The 15224-nt window shown below is 63.9% G+C and carries 12 protein-coding genes; 6 read left to right on the forward strand and 6 right to left on the reverse strand.

Going from position 1 to position 15224, the window contains the following annotated elements:
* Positions 1–83 precede the first annotated feature (83 nt).
* From JQ603_RS14655 to JQ603_RS14670, 4 genes are all read left to right on the forward strand, one after another.
* Entirely contained in the window at positions 84–887 is an 804-nt protein-coding gene (locus JQ603_RS14655; RefSeq protein WP_212340398.1) for an ABC transporter ATP-binding protein, read from the forward strand.
* Entirely contained in the window at positions 884–1702 is an 819-nt protein-coding gene (locus JQ603_RS14660; protein WP_212340400.1) for an ABC transporter permease, read from the forward strand. Before JQ603_RS14655 ends, JQ603_RS14660 begins: the two co-directional genes overlap by 4 nt.
* A 121-nt stretch (positions 1703–1823) precedes the next feature.
* The gene (locus JQ603_RS14665; protein ID WP_018644330.1) at positions 1824–3152 is read left to right on the forward strand and encodes a polyhydroxyalkanoate depolymerase; all 1329 of its coding nucleotides are present in this window, start codon (positions 1824–1826) and stop codon (positions 3150–3152) included.
* 218 nt (positions 3153–3370) lie between these two features.
* On the forward strand, positions 3371–4210 hold the full coding sequence (locus tag JQ603_RS14670) for a M48 family metallopeptidase (protein ID WP_212340402.1): 840 nt from the start codon (positions 3371–3373) through the stop codon (positions 4208–4210).
* 196 nt (positions 4211–4406) lie between these two features.
* Here the strand turns inward: JQ603_RS14670 and JQ603_RS14675 are convergent, their stop codons facing one another.
* Together JQ603_RS14675 and JQ603_RS14680 are read right to left on the reverse strand one after the other, a co-directional pair.
* Positions 4407–5066, reverse strand: a complete 660-nt coding sequence (locus tag JQ603_RS14675) for a hypothetical protein (RefSeq protein WP_212340404.1) — start codon at positions 5064–5066, stop codon at positions 4407–4409.
* Between the two features lie 356 nt (positions 5067–5422).
* Positions 5423–7636 (reverse strand): transglycosylase domain-containing protein, encoded by a 2214-nt coding sequence (locus JQ603_RS14680; protein ID WP_212340406.1) that lies wholly within the window; start codon positions 7634–7636, stop codon positions 5423–5425.
* Positions 7637–7816: 180 nt separating this feature from the next.
* Between JQ603_RS14680 and JQ603_RS14685 the strand changes: the two genes are divergently transcribed.
* Positions 7817–8242, forward strand: coding sequence for a DUF1330 domain-containing protein (locus tag JQ603_RS14685; protein WP_212340413.1), 426 nt, complete (start codon positions 7817–7819; stop codon positions 8240–8242).
* A gap of 139 nt (positions 8243–8381) precedes the next feature.
* On the opposite strand, the gene JQ603_RS14690 is transcribed toward JQ603_RS14685, so the two are convergent.
* The 3 genes from JQ603_RS14690 to JQ603_RS14700 form a co-directional block, all read right to left on the reverse strand.
* Positions 8382–9608: an ABC transporter substrate-binding protein gene (locus tag JQ603_RS14690; protein ID WP_212340415.1), complete on the reverse strand. Its 1227-nt coding sequence runs from the start codon at positions 9606–9608 to the stop codon at positions 8382–8384.
* Positions 9609–9856: 248 nt separating this feature from the next.
* Positions 9857–11083, reverse strand: a complete 1227-nt coding sequence (locus JQ603_RS14695; protein ID WP_212340417.1) for an ABC transporter substrate-binding protein — start codon at positions 11081–11083, stop codon at positions 9857–9859.
* A 132-nt stretch (positions 11084–11215) separates the two neighbouring features.
* Positions 11216–11623: a DUF1304 domain-containing protein gene (locus JQ603_RS14700; protein WP_433996642.1), complete on the reverse strand. Its 408-nt coding sequence runs from the start codon at positions 11621–11623 to the stop codon at positions 11216–11218.
* 49 nt (positions 11624–11672) lie between these two features.
* Here JQ603_RS14700 and JQ603_RS14705 point away from each other — a divergent pair, with 49 nt between their 5' ends.
* Entirely contained in the window at positions 11673–12203 is a 531-nt protein-coding gene (locus JQ603_RS14705; RefSeq protein ID WP_212340421.1) for a methylated-DNA--[protein]-cysteine S-methyltransferase, read from the forward strand.
* Between the two features lie 124 nt (positions 12204–12327).
* Here the strand turns inward: JQ603_RS14705 and JQ603_RS14710 are convergent, their stop codons facing one another.
* On the reverse strand, positions 12328–15117 hold the full coding sequence (locus JQ603_RS14710; RefSeq protein WP_212340423.1) for a [protein-PII] uridylyltransferase: 2790 nt from the start codon (positions 15115–15117) through the stop codon (positions 12328–12330).
* Positions 15118–15224: the final 107 nt, after the last annotated feature.

Genomic DNA, 15224 nt, shown 5'->3' on the forward strand with positions numbered 1-15224 from the left:
TGGATCACAAACGCTGGGCTCGCGGAACCACCCCGATTACAAGCCTTGCGCTATCAGCTGCAATAGCAGAAGAACGGCCCAGCATGACCGAGAATGACAAGGCTTCAAGTCGGCCGACTGTCGCGGCGCACGCCTCCTCCGCGGCGATTGCGGTCGATCACCTCGTCAAGCTCTACAAGCAGACCCGCGCCGTCGACGATATCTCCTTTTCGCTGCCGCGCGGCAGCATCACCGGCCTCCTGGGCGGCAACGGCGCCGGCAAGACCACGACCATCGCGATGATCATGGGCCTGGTGCTGCCGACCTCCGGCCGCGTGCAGGTGCTCGGGCATCGCATGCCCGAGGAGAGCGCTGCCGTGCTGGGGCGGATGAATTTCGAGAGTCCCTATGTCGACATGCCGATGCGGCTCACGGTGCGGCAGAACCTCACCATCTTCGGCAAGCTCTATGCGGTCAGGAATCTGTCCGACCGCATTGCGGAGCTCGCCGACGATCTCGACCTCACCGATTTCATCGACCGCGCCAACGGAAAGCTCTCCGCCGGACAGAAGACCCGCGTCGCGCTGGCGAAAGCGCTGATCAATCAGCCCGAGCTGCTCTTGCTGGACGAGCCGACGGCCTCGCTCGACCCCGATACTGCCGATTGGGTGCGGGGCCATCTGGAGCGCTACCGCCGCGACAACAACGCCACCATCCTGCTGGCCTCGCACAACATGCTCGAGGTCGAGCGGCTCTGCGACCGCATCATCATCATGAAGCGCGGCCGCATCGAGGACGACGACACGCCGGAAGCGATCATGGCCCGCTACAACCGCACCACGCTGGAGGAGGTGTTTCTGGACGTCGCCCGCGGCCGGATGAACGGTGCGAAGGAGGCGGTGCGATGACCGAGCTCTCCCTCCATCGCGGCATCTCCGCGCACCGCATCGGCGCGATGATCCTGCGCTATTGGTACCTGCTGCTGTCGTCCTGGCCGCGGCTGCTCGAGCTCTTGTACTGGCCGGCGCTGCAGGTCATCACCTGGGGCTTCATCCAGTATTACATCGCGGAAAACGCCAGCTTCTTCGCGCGGGCCGGCGGCACGCTGATCGGCGCTGTCATCCTTTGGGACATCCTGTTCCGCGGCCAGCTCGGCTTCTCCATCTCGTTCCTGGAAGAGATGTGGGCGCGTAACCTCGGCAACCTCATGATGAGCCCCTTGAAGCCCATCGAGTTTCTGCTGTCGCTGACGGTCATGAGCCTGATCCGGCTCGCGATCGGCATCGTCCCGATGACGCTGCTGGCGCTGTTCCTGTTTCACTTCAACGTTTATGCGCTCGGCCTGCCGCTGATCGCCTTCTTCTGCAACCTGATCTTCACCAGCTGGTCGGTCGGCATCTTCGTCTCGGGGCTGGTGCTGCGGCACGGTCTGGGCGCCGAGAGCATCGTCTGGACCTTGATGTTCGCGATCATGCCGCTCGCCTGCATCTACTATCCCGTCAGCGTGCTGCCGGTCTGGCTGCAATATGTCGCTTGGGCGCTGCCGCCCACCTATGTGTTCGAGGGGATGCGCGCGCTGCTGATCGAGAACACCTTCAGGATCGATCTGATGCTGGAGGCGTTGGTCATCAATGCTGTACTTCTGGTTGCTTCTTTTTGGGCATTCCTTGCCCTTTTGCGCAGCGCCAAAAAGCACGGCTCGCTGCTGTCGGGTGGCGAATAACGTCACTTTCTCGTGGATTCAGGACGATTTAACCGTCTCAGCCACGTAGATGTACGGAGCCGTGCATTGACGCAATATTACGCATTCGGCAGTATGCTGCGATGCGAAGAGGAATATAGCGATGCCTATTGGTGAGTTTGGCGGCGCCCCGCCCCTGGCTGCAGAAGGCAGTCCGGTCCTGACGACGCCGATGTACTGGATGTACGAGATGGCCCACGCCTCTCTCAATCCGGCCCGTGCAGTCACCGACGCGACCAAGCTGCTGTTTCAGAATCCCCTCAATCCCTGGGCCCGTACCGAAGTCGGCAAGTCGGTCGCCGCGGCCTGCGAATTGTTCGAGCGCACCACGCGCCGCTATGGCAAGCCGGAATGGGGCCTCGACGACACCGAGGTCAACGGCATCCGCGTTCCCGTCGAGATCCGTTCGGTCTGGGAAAAGCCGTTCTGCCGGCTGCTCTACTTCGATCGCAAGTTCACCCGTCCGCTGCGCAGCCCGCAGCCGCGCGTGCTGATCGTGGCGCCGATGTCGGGCCATTATGCGACGCTGCTGCGCGGCACGGTCGAGGCCTTCCTGCCTGCGCATGAGGTCTACATCACCGACTGGGCCGATGCCCGCATGGTGCCGCTCAGCGAAGGGCGCTTCGATCTCGACGACTACATCGACTACATCATCGAGATGCTGCACGTCCTCGGCGGCAACACCCATGTGATGGCGGTGTGCCAGCCCTCCGTGCCCGTCGTCGCCGCCGTCTCGATCATGGAAGCCCGGCGCGATCCGTTCGTGCCGACCTCGATGACGCTGATGGGCGGCCCGATCGATACGCGCCGTAATCCGACCGGGGTGAACGACCTCGCCCAGCAGCGCGGCATCGACTGGTTCCGCAACCACGTCATCACCAAGGTGCCGTTCCCGCATCCGGGCATGATGCGCGACGTCTATCCGGGGTTCCTGCAGCTCAACGGCTTCATCAGCATGAATCTCGATCGGCACATGGATGCGCACAAGCAGCTGTTCGCCAATCTGGTGAAGGGCGACGGCGACCTCGTCGACAAGCATCGCGACTTCTACGACGAGTATCTCGCGGTGATGGATCTCTCGGCAGAGTATTACCTGCAGACCGTCGACACCGTGTTCGTGAAGCACTCGCTGCCGAAGGGCGAGATGACCCATCGCGGAACCCTCGTGGATCCTTCCAAGGTCACGCGCGTTGCGTTGATGACGGTCGAAGGCGAGAACGACGACATCTCCGGCCTTGGTCAGACCGAAGCGACGCACGGTCTGTGCAGCTCGATTCCCGATCATCGCCGCGTTCATTACGTCCAGAAGGGCGTCGGACATTACGGCGTGTTCAACGGATCGCGTTTCAAGTCGGAGATCGTGCCGCGGATTCACGACTTCATGGTCTCTGCTGCGAATCCGAGCTCGTTGCAGGCTCTCGCGGCCGAATAATCCTGAATTTCGGCTTTCCCGTCGAAATTTCCGCCCCTGCCGGGGCCTCCGGCAGGGGTAAGTTCCCTCCAGATTCGAGGTATTTAGGTAGCGTTATAGGAGTGAGTCACCCCTCACCCCTTGGGGGTGCCGCATGCGTCCAGCGGGGGCGAAAAAAGCCGGTTCCAACCCCAGTCTGTAGGGTCTCCCGGACTGAAGAACCCCTGTATATTGGGCAAATGATTTGTTTTTGCGCCGAGCGCTTTCCCTGGCGGTGGTTATGGCAGAATCCGGGCGAACTCCTGCCCCCCGGACTGACAGACATGGCCACTCGCGCACTCCTTTATCGGCGGCCCCACGAACCGAAGACCCTCGTCATCACCCATGGATCGCAGTTTTTTGCGATCCGGCTGCGGCGGCACAGACGTGCGCGCCGCTATACGCTCCGAATTCATCCGAGTGATCGCGAAGCCATCCTCACCATGCCGCCGCGCGGCACGCTGGCCGAAGCAAAAGACTTCGCGACGCGTCACGGTGCGTGGATCGCGGCACGTCTCGGCCGCCTGCCGAAGGCCGCGCCGTTCCAGCCTGGCACAGTGATACCGCTTCGCGGCACGCCTCATCGCATCGTTCATCGCGCAGGCATCCGCGGCACGGTGTGGACCGAAACGCGCGACAGCGGTGAAAAGATTCTCTGCGTCGCCGGCGGCGTCGACCATGTCGATCGCCGCGTCAGCGATTTCCTCAAGCGCGAGGCCCGCCGTGACCTGCAGCGTTCGGCGGAGGCCTATGCCGCCGAGCTCAATGTCAGGGTCAAGCGGCTCTCGATCCGCGACCAGTCCAGCCGTTGGGGTTCCTGCACCTCGGCGGGCTCGCTGTCGTTCTCCTGGCGCCTGATCCTCGCGCCACCTTTCGTGCTCGACTATCTCGCCGCCCACGAGGTCGCCCATCTCGTCGAGATGAACCACTCGGCGCGCTTCTGGCGCGTCTGCGGCAAGGTCTGCCCCTCGATGGAGCGCGCCAAGAAGTGGCTCGACACGCACGGCAACGATCTGCACCGGTACGGCGTCGAGGATTAGGGCGCGCTCATCGTTTGCGGGTGGCCAACTCTCTCTCGTCGTCCCGGCGAAGGCCGGGACCCATAACCACAGGGAGAAGTTTGGCGAAGACTAGTTGTTCGGTACACCGACCTTCCGCGATCGATAAATCACGCGGTATGGGTCCCGGCCTTCGCCGGGACGACACCGTGGGTGGAGCAAGAGATCGGCTCTTTGCTCACGCACTGAAATCCGCACTCGCCCCCGCCTGCGCGTGTGACGCCAGGTAGCGTGCCTGCTGCTGCGCCATGACCCTTTGCTCCTCCGCCAGCATCGCCTGGAACGCCGCGTCGAGTTGCTCGCGGCTATAGGTCGTGGACCTGCTTTCACGCGGTGTCCATTGCGATTGGCTGATCGCGGTGGGCGCCTTTTCGACGGTGCCGCCAAGCCGCTCGGCGTATTGGTCGGCCCGCCACTGCGCCAGATCAGGTCCGCTCAGGCCGGGAGGATCCTCGAGCTTGCCAATCTTCGCGGCTGCCGCGTTGGTCATGGTCGAGGAGCCGCCATTGTAGAGCGTGGCTACCACCTGGCCGTCCACTTTCACCTGGGCGTAGATGTTCTCAGGAGCGTCGTCCGAGACGCCGGGTTGAGCTGCACCCGTGTCGCGGGCCATCAACCAGTGCGTTGCCATGAGATCGTGCAGGACAGGATCATCCGCAGCCGATATCGGCTTGGCCCCTGTCAGCGGTTTGACCTGGGACACATCAATCCGGAAGCCGCTGGACGCAGCTTGGGGCGTATCCTCTACCACCGGCTGGAGACCCGATGTCGCATTTGAAGTGGACGTTGATGCGGGCCGCAGATGAGGCAACACCGCGCTGGATACTCCTGAAATCATGGAACGCTCCCCTGTACTCGCACAACCTGTGAGAGCAAATCCCGGGCCGCTGACGGGAGCTTGAAGAGACTGGTATTTTTGCTTTCGGCGAGCTGCGGGCCGCGGAGAATCTTGCCGCGCTAGGCAGGACTTGCCGAAGCGGTGGCGGGGAATGACAGAGAAGACCAACGCAGCATTCTACGCATTTGCGCGATTCTTCTCCGACGCCGCGACGATTGCGCCGGTTGCTTGATTAACCCCGTCGCATCAAACGCTTCGAACGATCCACCCAGCGTCACGCCTGATGTCGCGTTCTACTGTGCATGGGGTTGTTTTCGTAGTTTTTGTTTCGAGGTCACCAGGACCTCAATTCGCAGCTACCGATTCCCGCCAAACAGCCGGTCCATCAGCCAGCCATCGAGCCCGGCCGCCGCTTCCGGCCGCACATTGGCGCGCGTCGGCTGTGGCGGGCGATAGCCACCGGCGCTCGCCTGCGCCGGGCCCGGTGCTGCCGTCGGCGGCGACACTTGTGAGGCTGCCTGCGCGAGGTTCGACAGGCCCCAGGTCGCTTGCGAGCTCGGCAAGTTCGCGACCGGCACGCCCTCGTGCGCCGTTTTCATGAAGCGCGACCAGACTTCGACCGGCAGGCCGCCGCCGGTGGCCTTCTTGGTCGGCGAGTTGTCGTCATTGCCGAGCCAGACGCCGGTGACGAGGTTGGCGGTGTAGCCGATGAACCAGGCGTCGCGGTAGTCCTGGCTGGTGCCGGTCTTCCCGGCCGCCGGCCAGCCGGGGATCTCCGCCTTCTTGGCGGTGCCTGATATCAGCGTCTCGCGCATCATCGCATTCATCATGCCGACATTGCGGGGGTCGATGACCTGGTTCCGCTCGTCGGGCTGGCGCATGTAGAGCAGCTTGCCGCTGAGCGTCCTGATCCGGGTGACGACGTGCGGCGCCACCGCCAAGCCGCCATTGGCGAAGGGCGCATAGGCGCCGACCAGCTCGACCACGGAGACTTCCGACGTGCCGAGCGCGATCGAGGCGTTGGGCTCGAGCTTGGAGGAGATGCCGAGCCGGTGCGCGGTGCGGACCACGTTCTTCGGCCCGACCTCGAGGCCGAGGCGGATGGCGACGGTGTTGAGCGACATCGCCAGCGCCTGCGTCAGCGTCACTGCGCCGAAATATTCGTGGGTGTAGTTCTCGGGCTTCCAGCCCTTGACCTCGATCGGCGCGTCCTGGCGGACGGTGTCGGGCGTCAGCCCCTGCTCGAGCGCGGTCAGGTACACGAACGGCTTGAACGAGGAGCCCGGCTGGCGCCTGGCCGTCACCGCGCGGTTGTACTGGCTCTCGGAATAGTTCCGCCCGCCGACCATGGCGCGCACCGCGCCGTCGGGCGTCATTGCCACCAGCGCGCCCTGGCTGACATTGAACTTCACGCTTTTGGCGGCGAGCTCGTCGATGATGGCGGCTTCCGCCACGCTCTGCAGCTTCGGATCGATCGTGGTCTCGACCTTGATGCTCTCGTCGATCTGGCCGACCAGATCGTCCAAGACCTCGCCGATCCAGTCGGCGACGTAATTGACCGTGCCGGCGCCGGCCGGCTTCACGTTGTAGGAGGGATGGCCGATCGAGGCCTGCGCCTGTGCTTCCGTGATGAATTTTGCATCCGCCATCGCCGCAAGCACGATCTGCGCGCGCGCTTCGGCGCCTTCGGGGTTGCGGTTCGGCGCAAGGCGCGAGGGCGACTTGACGAGGCCGGCCAGCATCGCGGCCTCGGCGATGGTGACGTTCCTGGCCGATTTGCCGAAATATTTCTGCGCGGCTGCTTCGACGCCGTAGGCGCCGGAGCCGAAATAGACGCGGTTGAGATAGAGCTCCAGGATCTCGTCCTTGGAGTGCTTGCGCTCGAGCCAGATGGCGAGCTCCGCCTCCTGCAGCTTGCGCTGCATGGTCCGCTCCTGGGTCAGGAACAGGTTCTTGGCGAGCTGCTGCGTCAAGGTCGAGCCGCCCTGCGACACGCCGCGATGGAGCACGTTGGTGACGAGCGCACGCAGGATGCCGATGGGGTCGATGCCGAAATGCGAATAGAAGCGGCGGTCCTCGATGGCGATGAAGGCCTTCGGCAAATACGGCGGCAGATCCTTCAGGGCGATATTGGCGCCGGCCATCTCGCCGCGCTGCGCCAGCATGCTGCCGTCGATGCCGACGATCTGGATCGTCGGCGGGCGTTTTGGAATCTCCAGCGACTGGATCGGCGGTAGGTGGGCGCCGACATAGATCACGACGCCGATCACCGCGATCACGCCCCACAGGCTCAGCACCGCGCCCCAATAGACCAAGCGGCCAAGGCTGAACCCGCCGCCGGATTTCGAGCGCCGCTTGGCGCCGCTGCGGCCGGCCGGTGCCTTGCGCTCGCGCGGCGGCTCGTCGCCGGCATCGTCGCTCTTGCGCTTGGCGGATGATTTCGCTGGTTTCTTCGGCTTGTCTTCGCCGCCGGGGATGCGGTCCGCCGCCGTCAGGCGCAGATCGGCGAGCGCCGCGGGCAAGCCGAACAGCGGCTCCTTCCGCCCACCCTTTTTCTTTCCCCACGCCATACGCAAAACGCCCGGTCAGCCCGCCCCGCCGCACGCTAGCGGTCGCTGTTTAAGGCCGGGTTACCCCGGCGTTAACGCGCGATTAGGAGATGCGGCATTCGCCCGCCGCAGTTCCGCTTCCAGGGCGCCAGCGCTAGGATCGCCCGCATAAAACAGAGGGAACTCACGAAGGGAGCACGCATGGGCCACATCGATCCGACCAAGGAGATCTTTGCGCAATTCCGGGAGAACGATCGCCCGGGCCCGATCCACATGCTCAACCTGGTGCGCTTGCGCAAGGAAGCGGCTTATCCCGACGGCCGCAAGGCCAGCGGCGCGGAAGCCTATGCCGCCTATGGCCGCGAGAGCGGCCCGGTGTTCGAACGCCTCGGCGGCCGCATCGTCTGGCAGGGCAAATTCGAGCTGATGCTGATCGGCCCGCAGGAGGAGCGCTGGGACCATTGCTTCATCGCGGAGTATCCGAGCGTCGGAGCCTTCGTCGAGATGATCCGCGATCCCGTCTATCGCGAGGCGGTCAAGCACCGTCAGGCGGCGGTGGAGGATTCGCGGCTGATCCGGCACGCCGTGCTGCCGGTCGGGAAGAACTTTGGGGAGATACCGACCTGAGTTCGTAGGGTGGGTTAGCCCTGCGGCTGCGCGAAGCGCAGTCCGCCGGGCGTAACCCGCCTCTTCGCTTTCCCGTGTGTCGGCAGGAGTGGTGGGTTACGCCTTCGGCTAACCCACCCCTACGAAGAGGTTCTCTCTTCTAACCCGCCGGACCTGCATCCTCCAGGATCGGGCCGAACAGTTCCCAGCGCTCGCCGTTGAACTTCATCATCTGAAGCTGCTTGTTGACGCGGTAGTCGGTCGCCGAGGTGTTGGCCTTGATGCCGGGCAGCGCGGTGTCGCTGGCGACGTCCTTCAATGACGCCGCCTGCTTCATGACGTTCTCGCGCGTCAGGTTGTCGCCGCACTGTTGCAGCACATGCACCAGCAGCTGTGCGGTGCTGTAGCCGTAGGTGTTGAAGTTCGAATCCTTGTCGCCGTCCGGATAGTACTTCGCCATGAAGTCGAAATACTTCTTCAGGCCGGGGTCGTCCTTCCAGGTCGGATCGAGCGGTTCCTTGCCGTAGTTGACGCTGATCAGGCCCTTGGCGGCCTCGAGGCCTGCCGGCTTCAGCACCGCGCCGACCGAGGTGGCGTTGATGTCGACGATCTGGATCGGATGCCAGCCCATTTCGGCGATCTTCTTGATCGCCTGCGCGGCCTGCTTCGGTGTCGTCGCGCTGAAGAACAAGTCGACGCCGGCGTCCTTGATCTTGAGGATCTGCGAGTCGACCGTGGGATCGGAGACCTCGTAGGACGCTTCGGTCACGACCATCTTGGCGGCCTTGTCGCCGAGCCCGGCCTTGAGGCCGTTCAGATAGTCCTTGCCGAGGTCGTCGTTCTGATAGAGCACGCCGATCTTGGCGTTCGGATGCTCCTTCAAAATGTACTGGCCGTAGATTCGGCCTTCGACGAAGTAGTTGGGATTGTAGCCCATGGTCCACGGAAAGTTCTTCGGATCGGTGAACCTCGAGGCCCCGGTCGCGGCGAACAGCTGCGGCACCTTCTTGGAATTGAGATATTTCTGCACGGCCGCGTTCACGGGCGTGCCGATGATCTGGAAGGTCAGCAGCACCTCGTCGCTCTCGACGAGCTTGCGTATCTGCTCCACGGCTTTCGGCGGCGAATAGGCGTCGTCATACTGGATCAGGTTGATCTTGCGGCCGTTAATGCCGCCCTGGTCGTTGATCATCTTGAAATAGGCGGCCTGGGTCTTGCCGATCGACGAATAGGCCGACGCCGGTCCCGAGAACGGCATGGTCTGTCCGACCTTGATCTCGGTGTCGCTGGCGCCCGGATCATATTTTTTCTGGGCATTGGCCGCAGAGATCGACAGCGCCAGGGTCAGCGCCGTTGCCGTGGCCAGATGCAGCATTCCATTCCTCATTCGCAATTTCCTCAGTTTGTTATTGCAGGTGATCTGCCGGGCGCTTGTGCGAACCGGACGTCACCGCTGAGGACGAGTGTGGAGGAGGCGTTGCTGCGACGCAAGGTGGGCGGCGCCCATCCTTTGTAGGGTGGGTTAGCCGTAGGCGTAACCCACCACTGTTCATCTCCGCGGACGCAGAAGAGGTGGGTTACGCCCGGCGGATCGCGCTCCGCGCATCCGCCAAGCTAACCCACCCCACGCAGTTACTAACCCGACGGGCCCGTGTCCTCGATGATCGGTCCGAACAGCTCCCAGCGTTCGCCGTTGAACCTCATCATCTGCATCTGCTTGTTGACGCGGAAGTCGTTCGGCCCGGTGTTGATCTTGATACCGGGCAGGGCGAAGCTCGGGGTGAAGTTCTTGATGTTGGCGACCTGCCTCATGATGTTCTCACGCGTCAGGTCGTCGCCGCATTGCTTCAGCACCTGCGTCAGCAACTCGGCCACCGAATAGGCATAGGTGTTGACGGTGTTGAGCTTGTCGCCCTCCGGGAAATACTTGTCCATGAAGGCGAAGAAGGCTTTCACGCCGGGGTCGTCCTTCCACTGCGGATCGCCCGGCTCCTTGCCGTATTGCGTCGAGATGATGCCCTTGGAGATATCGAGGCCGGCCGGCTTCAGCGTCGCCGAGATCGGGCTCGCATTGATGTCGAGGATGTGCACCGGCGTCCAGCCGAGGTCGGCGAGCTTCTTGATCGCCTGTGCCGCGAATTTCGGCGTCGAGGCATCGAAGAACACGTCGACGCCCATCGATTTCAGCTTCACGACCTGCGAATCCACCGTGGGATCAGTGACCTCGTAGGAGACCTCGCCGACGATCATGCTGGCGGCCTTGTCGCCGAGGCCGCTCTTGAGGCCCGCGAGATAGTCGCGGCCCATGTCGTCGTTCTGGTAGAGCACGCCGATCTTGGCGTTGGGATGCTCCTTGAGAATGTACTTGGCGTAGATGCGTCCCTCGGACACGTAGTTCGGATTATAGGCGATGGTCCAGGGATAGTTCTGCGGATCGTTGAAGCGCGCCGCGCCCGTGGAAGCCAGGAGCTGCGGCACCTTCTTGCCGTTGAGATATTTCTGCACGGCGGCGTTGGCCGCGGTGCCGATCAGCTGGAACGTGAAGAGGACCTCGTCGCCCTCGACCAGCTTGCGCACCTGCTCCACCGTCTTCGGCGGCGAATAGGCGTCGTCATACTGGATCAAATTGATCTTGCGGCCGTTGATGCCGCCCTGGTCGTTGATCATCTTGAAATAGGCGGCCTGCGTCTTGCCGATATTGGCGTAGACGGAGTACGGCCCGGAGAACGGCACGGTCTGGCCGATCTTGATCTCGGTGTCGCTCGCGCCGGTGTCGTATTTCTTCTGGGCGAGGGCTTGGCTGGCGGAGAATGTGAAGGCGAGTGCTGTCGTGGCAGCTAGGAAGGCTCTGCGACTGGTCATGTTGGTTGTTCCTCCTGACGGAATTTTCGACCGATGGTCTTTTTCCGTTGTTGCAACGGTCGCCATCGCTGCCTGAGATTGTGGAGGAAGGGCAGCCGCCGCGCAAGGATCGCGGCGCTGCGCCGAAGCGTCTCAGGCGAGAAACAATGCAACCAGCGCGACCGCCGCCGGCACCGCCTGCACGATCAGGATCCGCGTGCTGACGGTCGCCGCGCCATAGGCGCCGGCCACGATCACGCAGAGCAGGAAGAACACCTTGATCTGGAACGCGAAGGCCGGATTGCCGTGGACGAGGCCCCAGATCAGGCCGGCGACGAGGAAGCCGTTATAGAGCCCCTGATTGGCGGCCAGCACTTTTGTGATCGCGGCCTTCTCCGGCGTATTGCGAAACACCTTCAAGCCTTGCGGCTTGTCCCAGAGGAACATCTCCAGGATCAGGAAGTAGGCATGCAGTGCGGCGACCAGCGCCACCAGGACATTGGCGATCAGGTTCAAGTTGAGCTCCCCCAAAAGCGTCAGCTTTCGGGTGGACGTTAGCATGGCCGCCATGGCAAGTGCGATGGGTGTGTTTCGATTACCTGGTGCCGCAATGCCCGCTCGATCAACCAAGACGCCTGAACGCTTCGGCCTCGATCGCCTGGCGACGCCGATCGGGATCGCGCTGCTGGTCACCGATGCCGAGGGCAATCTGCGGGCGCTCGACTGGGAAGACTATGAGCACCGCATGCGCGAGCTCTTGCGCCTGCATTACGGGGCCGTGGATATCGGCGATCGGCCCGCGCCGACCGGGATGCGGACTGCGCTGTCGGGCTATTTCGAAGGCGATCTCGCCCAGCTCGCTGGCATCGCATGGCGCATCGCCGGCACGCCGTTCCAGCAGAAGGTCTGGACCGCGCTGGCTCACATCCCTGCCGGCACCACGATGAGCTACGGCGCGATGGCCGCGAAGATCGATATGCCGAAGGCGATTCGCGCCGTTGGCCACGCCAACGGCTCCAATCCGATCAGCGTGGTGCTGCCGTGCCACCGCCTGATCGGCGCGGATGGTTCGCTGGTGAAATATGGTGGCGGGCTGGAGCGGAAGAGGTGGCTGCTGCGGCATGAGGGTGTGGAGGTTTAGGTCTCTCTCCTCGTCATTCCGGGGCGCCGCGCAAGCGGCGAGCCCGGAATCCATCGTGCCACCGACTCCGCGGATGAATGGATTCCGGGTTCGCGCTGCGCGCGCCCCGGAATGACAAGCTTTATCAGGCCGCCGGCTGCACCGCCTTGTCGCCGGCCATCACATGGGTCAGCGCGCTCTTGATGGCGGACTGCCGGGTCGGCGCGTTGATCTGTGCGCCGAGGAGGTCGGTGACGTAGAACACGTCGCGGGCGCGCTCGCCGAAGGTCGCGACATGGGCCGAGGCGATGTTGAGGTTGAGCTTCGAGATCGCGGTGGTCAGCTCGTAGAGCAGGCCGGGGCGATCGAGGCCGGAGACCTCGATCACGGTGTAGCGGTCGGACCACTGGTTATTGATCGTCACTTCCGGCTCGATCACGAAGGGCCGCGCCTTGCTGCGCACGGTGCGCCGCGCCACCACTTCGGGCAGGCGCAGCTTGCCTTCGAGGACGTCCTCGATCATCTCGCCGATGCGCGTGGCGCGCCGGCCCTCGTCCTCGTCGCGGTCGTATTCCCTGGAGATCGAGATGGTATCGAGCGCACGGCCGTCGGTCGTGGTGTAGATCTGGGCGTCGACGATGTTGGCGCCGGCCGAGGCGCAGGCACCCGCGATGATCGACAGCAGCCAGGGATGGTCGGCCGCGAAGATCGTGAGTTCGGTGACGCCGCGCACCTCGTCGAAGCCGACATTGATCGCGAGCTTGTGGCCGGCCTGCTCGCTTGAGCGCACGAAGCGGGCATGGCGGATCTTGCGCGGCAGCTCCACCTTGAGCCAGTAGGCTGGATAGTGCCGGCCGATATAGGCATCGAGCTCGTCCGCCGGCCACTCGGCGAAGGCGTTGCGGAATTCGGCGTAGGCGGCCGTGAGGCGCTTGCCGCGGTCGACTTCCGAGAAGCCGCCGGTGAGCACCGGCTCGGTCTCGTAATAAAGCGAGCGCAGCAGCTGCGCCTTCCAGCCGTTCCACACGCCGGGACCGACGCCGCGGATGTCGGCGGTGGTGAGGATCGTCAGCAGCTTCATCTGCTCGACCGACTGCACCACGGCGGCAAAATTCTCGATGGTCTTGCGGTCCGACAGGTCGCGCGACTGCGCGACCGTCGACATCGTCAGATGCTCCTCGATCAGCCAGGCGACCAGCTCGGTGTCCGCAGGGCTGAAGCCGAGCCGCGGGCAGAGCCGCCGCGCCACCTTGGCGCCGGCGATGGAGTGATCCTCGGGGCGGCCCTTGGCGACGTCGTGCAGCAGCGTCGCGATATAGATCACCGCGCGGTGCTCGGGTCTCGTTTTGCGCATCAGATCGCTGGCGAGCGCGAACTCCTCGATGCCGCCGCGCTCGATATCCTGGAGGAAGCCGATGCAGCGGATCAGATGCTCGTCGACAGTGTAGTGATGATACATGTTGAACTGCATCATCGAGACGATCTTGCCGAAGGCGCGGATGAAATGGCCGAGCACGCCGGTCTCGTTCATCCGCCGCAGCACGATCTCCGCATTGTCGGAGGTCAGGATCTCCATGAACAGCCGGTTGGCTTCGGGATTCTCGCGCAGCTGCGCGTTGATCAGGCCGAGCGACCGCGTCACGTCGCGCATCGCATCCGGATGGAAGGCGAGGTTGTTCTTCTGCGCCAGGCGGAAGATACGGATCAGATTGACCGGATCGTGCTTGAACACGTCGGGCGCGGCGACGTTGATGCGGTTGTTGTCGACGATGAAGTCGTCGCTGTCAGGCACGCGCCGCTTCACCTGGGTCGGGCGCAGCCGCGCCATCACCCGGCTCAGAACCGGCGCGGGCTTGGCCTGCTGGTCCTCGAGCTTGGCGCAGAGGATGGCGGTGAGGTTGCCGACTTCCTTCGCGACCAGGAAGTAGTGCTTCATGAAGCGCTCGACGTCCTGCATGCCGGGATGCGAGGTGTAGCCGAGCCGGATCGCGATCTCGCGCTGCAGGTCGAACGACAGGCGCTCCTCGGCGCGGCCAGAGTAGAAATGCAGATTGCAGCGCACCGACCAGAGGAAGTCGGCGCAGCGGCGGAAGCTGCGATATTCCTGCGCGTCGAACACGCCGCGCTCGACCAGCTCGTCGGTGTCGCGGACGCGGTAGACGTACTTTGCGATCCAGAACAGCGTGTGCAGGTCGCGCAGCGCGCCCTTGCCGTCCTTGACGTTGGGCTCGACCAGATAGCGCGACTGGCCGCCGCGGCGATGCCGCTCCTCGCGCTCGGCGAGCTTCGCCGTGACGAATTCGGATGCGGTGCCCTGCACCACCTCCTTGTCGAAGCGCTCGACCAGCTCGTCATAGAGCGGCTGGTCGCCGGTGAGGAAGCGCGTCTCCAGGATCGCGGTTCGGATGGTCATGTCGCCGCGCGCCTGCCGGATCGATTCATCGACCGAGCGCGTGGCGTGACCGACCTTCAGGCCCATGTCCCAGAGGCAGTAGAGGATGGCTTCGGCGACCTGCTCGCCCCAGGCCGTCTGCTTGTAGGGCAGGATGAACAAGAGATCGATGTCGGACTCGGGCGCCATCAGGCCGCGGCCATAGCCGCCGGTCGCTACCACCGCCATCCGTTCGGCGCCGCTCGGGATCGGCGAGCGGTAGAGATGGCGGGTCGCGGCCGAATAGAGGATGCGGATGATCTCGTCCTGCACATGGCACAGCCGCTCGGCGCAGCGGCGGCCGTGACGGTCCTTCAAGAGGATCGCCTGTGCTGCGGCGCGCGCCGCGATCAGCTCGGCCTTGAGCAATTGCGCCATGGCGGTGCGGAACGCGTCCTCGCGTCCCTCGTGCTTCTCGGCAAGCGCATCGACCGCGGCCGTGATCCGCGCGGTGTCGAAGCGATCGTCCACCTGTGGCTTCTGCTCAGTTGCGACGCTGTCCATGTCTCACCGGATATAAGAGGTGACAGGCGCTGTCACCCGTCATTCGCTGGCAATAGTCGTTCCGTGCTGGAAAAGGCCGGCTTCGGGCAAATCTGTTCTCGGCCGGC

Origin of the sequence: Bradyrhizobium liaoningense (genome assembly GCF_018130825.1) — a bacterium.
In the GTDB taxonomy this organism is placed as follows: Bacteria; Pseudomonadota; Alphaproteobacteria; order Rhizobiales; family Xanthobacteraceae; genus Bradyrhizobium; species Bradyrhizobium liaoningense_B.

Excerpts from the sequence above, each read along its gene's own strand:
- JQ603_RS14655 (WP_212340398.1), top strand. The coding sequence starts at position 84 with ATGACCGAGAATGACAAGGCTTCAAGTCGGCCGACTGTCGCGGCGCAC.
- JQ603_RS14660 (WP_212340400.1), top strand. The coding sequence starts at position 884 with ATGACCGAGCTCTCCCTCCATCGCGGCATCTCCGCGCACCGCATCGGC.
- JQ603_RS14665 (WP_018644330.1), top strand. The coding sequence starts at position 1,824 with ATGCCTATTGGTGAGTTTGGCGGCGCCCCGCCCCTGGCTGCAGAAGGC.
- JQ603_RS14670 (WP_212340402.1), top strand. The coding sequence starts at position 3,371 with ATGATTTGTTTTTGCGCCGAGCGCTTTCCCTGGCGGTGGTTATGGCAG.
- JQ603_RS14675 (WP_212340404.1), bottom strand. The coding sequence starts at position 5,066 with ATGATTTCAGGAGTATCCAGCGCGGTGTTGCCTCATCTGCGGCCCGCA.
- JQ603_RS14680 (WP_212340406.1), bottom strand. The coding sequence starts at position 7,636 with ATGGCGTGGGGAAAGAAAAAGGGTGGGCGGAAGGAGCCGCTGTTCGGC.
- JQ603_RS14685 (WP_212340413.1), top strand. The coding sequence starts at position 7,817 with ATGGGCCACATCGATCCGACCAAGGAGATCTTTGCGCAATTCCGGGAG.
- JQ603_RS14690 (WP_212340415.1), bottom strand. The coding sequence starts at position 9,608 with ATGAGGAATGGAATGCTGCATCTGGCCACGGCAACGGCGCTGACCCTG.
- JQ603_RS14695 (WP_212340417.1), bottom strand. The coding sequence starts at position 11,083 with ATGACCAGTCGCAGAGCCTTCCTAGCTGCCACGACAGCACTCGCCTTC.
- JQ603_RS14700 (WP_433996642.1), bottom strand. The coding sequence starts at position 11,623 with ATGCTAACGTCCACCCGAAAGCTGACGCTTTTGGGGGAGCTCAACTTG.
- JQ603_RS14705 (WP_212340421.1), top strand. The coding sequence starts at position 11,673 with ATGCCCGCTCGATCAACCAAGACGCCTGAACGCTTCGGCCTCGATCGC.
- JQ603_RS14710 (WP_212340423.1), bottom strand. The coding sequence starts at position 15,117 with ATGGACAGCGTCGCAACTGAGCAGAAGCCACAGGTGGACGATCGCTTC.